This window comes from Nocardioides sp., from assembly GCF_034670285.1.
Taxonomy (GTDB): Bacteria; Actinomycetota; Actinomycetes; order Propionibacteriales; family Nocardioidaceae; genus Nocardioides.
Genome location: NZ_JAXMNS010000201.1, coordinates 1 through 6,657, shown reverse-complemented (window position 1 = coordinate 6,657; position 6,657 = coordinate 1). Strand labels below are relative to the sequence as shown.

Sequence of the window (6,657 nt, the reverse complement as noted above, 5' to 3'; positions counted from 1 at the left end):
CAGCGTGCGCGCGACCTGCTTGGTGTCGAGCCGGTGCAGGTCGCACCCGTCGAGCACGATGCGTCCCTGCGTTGGTCGGAGCAGCCGCGACATCGACCGCAGCAGGGTCGACTTGCCGCAGGCGTTGGCCCCGACGATCGCGGTGATGCGCCCGGGTGGCACCGCCAGGTCGAGGCCTTCGATGACGAAGCGTTCGCCGTAGCCGAGGGTGACGCCCTCGGCGGACAGGGTGTGGGTGCTGGTCACAGGGACCCTCCGGTCTGGTGGCTGCGGATGAGGAGGTGGAGCAGGAACGGCGCCCCGAGCGCACCGGTGACCACGCCGACCGGGTAGCGCGCCCCGAGCGCGTGCTGGGCGAGCAGGTCGGCGCCACAGACGAGCAGCGCCCCGACGAGCGCGGCCGGGAGCATCAGGGAGTCCCCGCCGCGTACGACCCGGGCGGCGATGGGTCCGGACAGGAAGGCGACGAAGGCGATCGGCCCGGCGGCCGCAGTGGCGAACGAGACCAGGGCGACGGCGGTGACGAGGGTGACGAGGCGGGTGCGCTCCACCCGCACGCCCAGGGCCGTGGCCGAGTCGTCGCCCTGCTGGAGCAGGGCCAGGTTGCGAGCCTGGCCGAGCAGCAGCGGCGTGAGGAGTGCGAGTCCGACCGCCAGCGGCACCACCTGGTCCCAGGTCGCTCCGTTGAGGCTCCCGGTCAGCCAGCGAAGCGCGTCCTGGAGGTCCCACGGCGCCGCCCGCACGATGACGTAGGCGACGACGCTGTCGAGCATCGCGGCGACGCCGATCCCGACCAGGATGAGCCGGGTGCCGACGACCCCGTCGGTGAACGCCAGGAGGTAGATGACCAGCGCCGTGCTCAAGGCGGCGGCCATCGCCGCGATCGAGACCAGGGTCTCGTCGAGCGAGAGGACGACGATGCCGATCACTGCAGCCACGCTCGCCCCGGAGGTCACGCCGATGATGTCGGGCGAGGCGAGCGGGTTGCGCAGCATCGTCTGGAACGTCACTCCCCCGAGCCCGAACGCGGCTCCGGTGAGCACAGCCAGCACCGCCCGCGGGAGCCGCAGCTCACCGACGGTGAAAGAGGCGCCCGGCACGTCCTGGCCGAGGACGACGCGGACCACGTCGCCGAGTGGGTAGAAGGTGCGCCCGACCATGAGCGAGACGACGAAGAGGACGACCACGAGAACTGCCAGCGCGAGCACCGCGCGGCGTCGCGCCCGACGACGCCGAGCACGCCCGTCGACCAGAGCCTGCGCCGCGACTCGCTCCGCGGTCAGGACGCTCACAGGGCACGCACCTTCTGCCGACGCACGATCGCGATGAAGACCGGAGCCCCGAGGATCGCCGTCACGATGCCGACGTCCACCTCGGAGGGTCTTGCAACGACACGACCGACCACGTCGGCGGCCGTCAGCAACATCGCGCCGACGACCATCGAGGCCGGCAGCAGCCAGCGGTGGTCGATACCGATGACCAGCCGGCACACGTGGGGCACGACGAGGCCCACGAAGCCGATCGGCCCGACGACCGCGGTCACCGCACCGCAGAGCACGACGGCACCCAGGGCCGCGAGGAGCCGGGTGCGGTCCACACGCTCGCCCAGGCCTGCCGCCACGTCGTCCCCGAGCGCCAGCGAGTTGAGCCCACGCGCAGCGGCGAGGCTGAGCAGCGCACCCACGGCGAGGAACGGGAGCACCAGGCCGATCTTGTCGAAGGAGGCGCCACCGACCCCGCCGACCTGCCAGAACCGGAACTGGTTCATCACCTCCAGGCGAGGCAGCAGCACCGCGCTGGTCAGCGAGCTGGCGGCCGCACCGGTGGCCGCCCCGGCCAGGGTGAGCTTGAGCGGGGTCGCACCCCCGCGCCCGAGTGATCCGACCGCGTAGACGAACGCCGCACACAGGCCACCGCCGAGGATCGCGACCCACACGTAGCCCGTCGCCGAGGAGAGTCCGAAGAAGGCGATCCCGACCACCACGGCCAGCGCTGCTCCGCTGGTCACACCGAGGATGCCGGGATCGGCGAGGGGGTTGCGGGTGACGCCCTGCATCACCGCCCCGGCGAGCCCGAGCGCAGCGCCGGCGAGAAGCGCGAGCGCCGTGCGCGGGATCCGTTGCTCGACGACGGCGGTGGAGAGGCTGCTGCTCTCGTCGGCACCCAGCGTGGTCGCCAGCGCCGTCCACACCTCTCCCCACCCGACGACGCGGGCGCCCCAGGCCACCGAGGCCGCGGCTGCCAGGACCATCAGGACGACGGCCACGCCCAGCGCGAGGACCCGACGGGCCGACCGCTCGCGCGGGGGACGTCGTACGCCGCGACCGCTCGCGGCGGCCGGGGCCGCCACCAGCGGCGACCCGGGCGCGGACGACGCCGGGAGGTACGTGAGCGTCACCGGATCAGTCGCGCCCGCGCGTGAGCGCGTCGGAGAGCAGGGCCGTGTAGTCCTCGATGCCCCACGGGATCGAGAGCGGCGAGGGGTTGGCCATCGCGGCCAACGGCGTCGAGTCGACCAGGGTCGCGACCGCGCCGCTGCGGACCGCGGGGATGGTGCCGATCAGCGGGTCGGCCTGCATCGCCGCGACGAGCTCGCCCTCGGCGTCGCCGTAGGTGATGAGCAGGTCGGCGTCGTCGAGCTCGTCGGCCCGCTCAGCGCTCACCGTGGTGTAGAAGCCGTCCAACGCGGCCGAGGCCTCGACGACGGCCTCAGGAGCCGCCATGCCGGCCTCGAGCAGGAATCCCGGTCGGGTGTCGTGGGTGGTGTAGAACCCGATCTGGCTCAGGTCGGACGGGTCGAGGTAGGTGAAGACCGCGCTCGAGCCGGCGAGCTCGGGGTGCGCCCCGAACGCCTCGGCGACCTGCTCGTCGAGCCGGTCCACCAACGCCGCACCCTCCTCGGCCAGGCCCAGCGCCTCACTGTTGAGGCGGATCATCTCGGACAGCGAGGTGCCCCATGCGATCTCCGGGAAGGCCACGACCGGCGCGATCTTGCTCAGCTGCTCGTACTCCTCCTGGCTCAGGCCGGAGTAGGCCGCCAGGATCACGTCGGGCGCGGTGTCGGCGACCGCCTCGAAGTCGATCCCGTCGGTCTCGTCGAACAGCACCGGGGTGTCGGCGTCGAGCTCGTCGAGCCGCGTCTCCACCCAGGGCAGGACACCGTCGCCGTCGTCGTCACCCCAGGCAGCCTCGGCCATGCCGACCGGCACGATGCCGAGCGCCAGAGGCACCTCGTGGTTGGACCACGCGACCGTGGCCACCCGATGGGGCGCCGCCTCGATCACGGTCTCGCCGTACGCATGCTCGACGGTGAGGGGGAACTCGGCGCTGCTGGTGCTGTCGGCCTCGCCGCCGGTGCTGTCGGCGCCGACCGTCGTCGTGGACGAGCCGCACGCGGCCAGGAGCAGGAGGGAGGCCGTCGAGACGCCAACGGTCAGGGCCTTGATGCTGTTCATGCAGGTAGAACCTCTCGTTATTAGGTGACCCTAACCTAACTTAGGGTTACCTAATGGCGCGAGTGGGTCCGTCCAGCGAACAGTGCGTCCTCGTCAGCCCCAGAGGGTGTGCTCCTGGTTTCCGCCGTCCCAGACCGGTCGTTCGCGCACGAGGTGGTCGGCGCCGAGGAAGGCGCGGTGCAGCTCGTCGGGCAGCCCGTCGAACGGCGAGGCCTGCGACGCGTGCAGGGCGATCGCCGCCGTGCGGGCCGGGTAGTGCACTGAGGTGTCCACCACGGTGGTCAGCGCCTCGTCGGGCGTTCCGATGTCGGGCAGCTCGACGTAGGCGGCCGCCTTGTCGTTGCCTGCCTGGTGCCTCACCCAGGCGTGCATCAGGGAGCGCGGCAGGCAGTGCAGCAGCACGCGTACCGGCGACGCGCCGGACTCGGCGGCGTCGACGGCCGCGAGGACGGCGTCGCGCACCACCACGTGGTCACGGTGACCGTCATCCGCGGCCAGGGTCACCACCACGTCGGGACGGATCCGGTCGAGGACGCCGCGGACCGCGGCGACGACCCGCTCGGGATCGGCCGCGCACAGGGACCCCTCCCCCGGATCGCCGGCCATGCCCGAGTCGACGAAGTCGAGCACCTCGACCTGCTGCACGCCGAGAGCCTGCGCCGCCGCGTGCAGCTCGGCCTCGCGCAGCGCGGCCACCCCTCCGGCCGGCACCTCGACCCCGGTGAGCACCTCCCCCGCCTCGCCGCGGGTCGCGCAGACCACGACGGTGCGGGCGCCCTCGGCCGCCGCCTGCAGCAGCACCGAGCCCGTCCCGAACGTCTCGTCGTCAGGATGGGCGACCACCACGAGCAGGCACCGGGTGGTCCGATCGGTTGCTGAGGTCACTGTCGTCTCCTCGGTCCGGGAGATCGATCGTGCTGCAGCGTTGCGGGTGGCGCAAGGCCCCCGACACTCTGCACCAGGGTCGGGCTAGACCTGGCGCGTCGTGCTCACTCCGTGGCAGCGAGCTGCCCGCAGGCCCCGTCGATGTCGCTGCCGCGCGTGTCACGCACCGTGGTCGGGATGCCCTTGGCCTCGAGCCGACGCACGAACTCGCGCTCGTCAGCAGGGTCGGAGGCGGTCCACTTGGAGCCGGGCGTCGGGTTGAGCGGGATCAGGTTGACGTGCACCCAGCCCCAGTCGCCGCGCATCAGGACGTCGGCGAGCAGGTCGGCGCGCCAGGCCTGGTCGTTGATGCCGCGCATCATGGCGTACTCGATCGAGACGCGTCGCTTGGTGGTCTGGGCGTACTGGAACGCCGCGTCCACGGTCTCCTCGACCGAGTAGCGGGTGTTGATCGGCACCAGCTCGTTGCGCAGCTCGTCGTCGGGGGCGTGCAGGCTCAGCGCGAGCGTGACCGGGATGCCCTCCTCGGTCAGCTGCTTCATGCGCGGCACGAGCCCGACGGTCGAGACGGTGATCCCGCGCGCCGACATGCCGAAGCCTTCGGGCGCGGGGTCGGTGAGGCGTCGTACGGCGCCGATGACGGCCTTGTAGTTGGCCAGCGGCTCCCCCATGCCCATGAAGACGACGTTGGAGACCCGGCCCGGACCACCGGCGATCTCGCCGCGAGTCATGGCCCGCGCACCGGCGAGCACCTGCTCGACGATCTCGGCGGTCGACATGTTGCGCTGGAGTCCGCCCTGTCCGGTGGCGCAGAAGGGGCAGGCCATGCCGCACCCGGCCTGGCTGGAGACGCACATCGTGGCGCGGTCGGGGTAGCGCATCAGGACCGACTCGACGAGGGCCCCGTCGAAGAGCTTCCACAGCGTCTTGACGGTCGTGCCCTTGTCGGCCTCCATCGTGCGCAACGGCGTCATGAGGTTCGGTAGCAGCGCCTCGACCAGGCCGGCGCGCTGACCAGCCGGCAGGTCGGTCATCTGCTCGGGGTCGTCGGTCAGACGACCGAAGTAGTGCTGCGACAGCTGCTTGGCACGGAAGCCCGGAAGACCCTGCTCCTCGAGGAGCTTCTTGCGCTCGGCGCCGGTCAGGTCGGCGAGGTGCGCCGGTGGCTTCTTGCGACCACGAGGCTCGTCGAAGACCAGCGGCAGCGCCTTCACCCCTTCAGGGGCGGTCGCGGCGTCGCTGGGCTGCGGGGCAGGAGTATCAGACATCAGGCGACCATCGTCCCACTCCGCCGGTCACCTCGGCCAACTCACGTCGGTGCACGGTGCGTCACCCCACCGCCACCCCACCGTCGGCTCACCGTCAGCCCACCGTCAGCTCAGCGGGACGACGTCGGCCGCGCCGAGGCGCGCGGCATCAGCCGTGGCGTCGTCCGGCATGCGCTGGCTCTCCCGCTCGGCCTCGACCCGCTTGACGTAGTGATCGATCTCGAGCGACCGCTGCTCCTCGCTCCAGCCGAGGATCGGGCCGACGAGGTCGGACACCTCCTCGACGGCGCCGACGCCGCGGTCGAACGACTCGATCGAGAGCCGGATGCGGCGGGTGAGGACGTCGTCGAGGTGACGGGCGCCCTCGTGGCTGGCGGCGTAGGCCACCTCGACCCGCAGGTAGTCGGGTGCTGCGGCGAGGGGCTCACCCAGCGACGGGTCGGCCTTCACCAGGTCGAGCAGCTCGTGGATCAGCGACCCGTAGCGCTTGAGCAGGTGGTCGATCCAGACCTCGTGGAGGCCGGACTGCGCAGCGAGGACGTGGCGCGAGTTGACCAGGGCCTGGTAGCCCTCGGCGCCGAGCAGCGGCACCCCTTGCGTCACCGACGGCCCGACCTTGCGGTCGAACTGCGTCGACATCGCGAAGACCGCCTCGTCGACCGCGTCCTGCGCCATGATCCGGTACGTCGTGTACTTGCCGCCGGCGACCACGACCAGGCCCGGCGCGGGGTGACTCACCGCGTGCTCGCGGGAGAGCTGCGAGGTGGCGTCCGACTCCCCCTCCAGCAGCGGCCGCAGTCCGGCGTAGACGCCCTCGACGTCGGCGTGGGTGAGCGGCACCTCGAGCACCTCGTTGACGTGCTCGAGGAGGTAGTCGATGTCGGCGGCGCTCGCGGCGGGGTGTGCCTTATCGAGGTCCCAGTCGGTGTCGGTGGTGCCGATGATCCAGTGCCGGCCCCACGGGATGACGAAGAGCACCGACGTCTCGGTGCGCAGGATCAGCCCGGTCTCGGAACGGATGCGGTCCTTGGGCACCACGAGGTGCACGC

7 protein-coding genes are annotated in these 6,657 nt (G+C 71.8%); all 7 read right to left on the bottom strand.

Annotation, left to right across the window (positions count from 1 at the left end):
* Positions 1-246: ABC transporter ATP-binding protein (locus tag VOI19_RS11335; protein ID WP_323793073.1), on the bottom strand; the 246-nt coding region annotated here is incomplete at its 3' end.
* A complete protein-coding gene (locus VOI19_RS11330; protein ID WP_323793072.1) occupies positions 243-1,292 on the bottom strand; it encodes a FecCD family ABC transporter permease in 1,050 nt (349 codons plus the stop codon). The genes VOI19_RS11335 and VOI19_RS11330, both read right to left, overlap by 4 nt.
* Positions 1,289-2,398: an iron ABC transporter permease gene (locus VOI19_RS11325; RefSeq protein WP_323793071.1), complete on the bottom strand. Its 1,110-nt coding sequence runs from the start codon at positions 2,396-2,398 to the stop codon at positions 1,289-1,291. Before VOI19_RS11325 ends, VOI19_RS11330 begins: the two co-directional genes overlap by 4 nt.
* A gap of 4 nt (positions 2,399-2,402) precedes the next feature.
* The gene (locus VOI19_RS11320) at positions 2,403-3,455 is read right to left on the bottom strand and encodes an iron-siderophore ABC transporter substrate-binding protein (protein ID WP_323793070.1); all 1,053 of its coding nucleotides are present in this window, start codon (positions 3,453-3,455) and stop codon (positions 2,403-2,405) included.
* 93 nt (positions 3,456-3,548) lie between these two features.
* On the bottom strand, positions 3,549-4,340 hold the full coding sequence (locus tag VOI19_RS11315) for a PIG-L family deacetylase (RefSeq protein WP_323793069.1): 792 nt from the start codon (positions 4,338-4,340) through the stop codon (positions 3,549-3,551).
* Positions 4,341-4,444: 104 nt separating this feature from the next.
* Entirely contained in the window at positions 4,445-5,608 is a 1,164-nt protein-coding gene (rlmN, locus tag VOI19_RS11310) for a 23S rRNA (adenine(2503)-C(2))-methyltransferase RlmN (RefSeq protein WP_323793068.1), read from the bottom strand.
* Between the two features lie 105 nt (positions 5,609-5,713).
* The coding region (locus VOI19_RS11305) for a glycerol-3-phosphate dehydrogenase/oxidase (protein ID WP_323793067.1) at positions 5,714-6,657 on the bottom strand (944 nt) is incomplete at its 5' end.

What these genes read in the sequence shown, in the direction of transcription:
- VOI19_RS11320 (WP_323793070.1), bottom strand. Translation starts at nt 3,455, where the DNA reads ATGAACAGCATCAAGGCCCTGACCGTTGGCGTCTCGACGGCCTCCCTC.
- rlmN (WP_323793068.1), bottom strand. Translation starts at nt 5,608, where the DNA reads ATGTCTGATACTCCTGCCCCGCAGCCCAGCGACGCCGCGACCGCCCCT.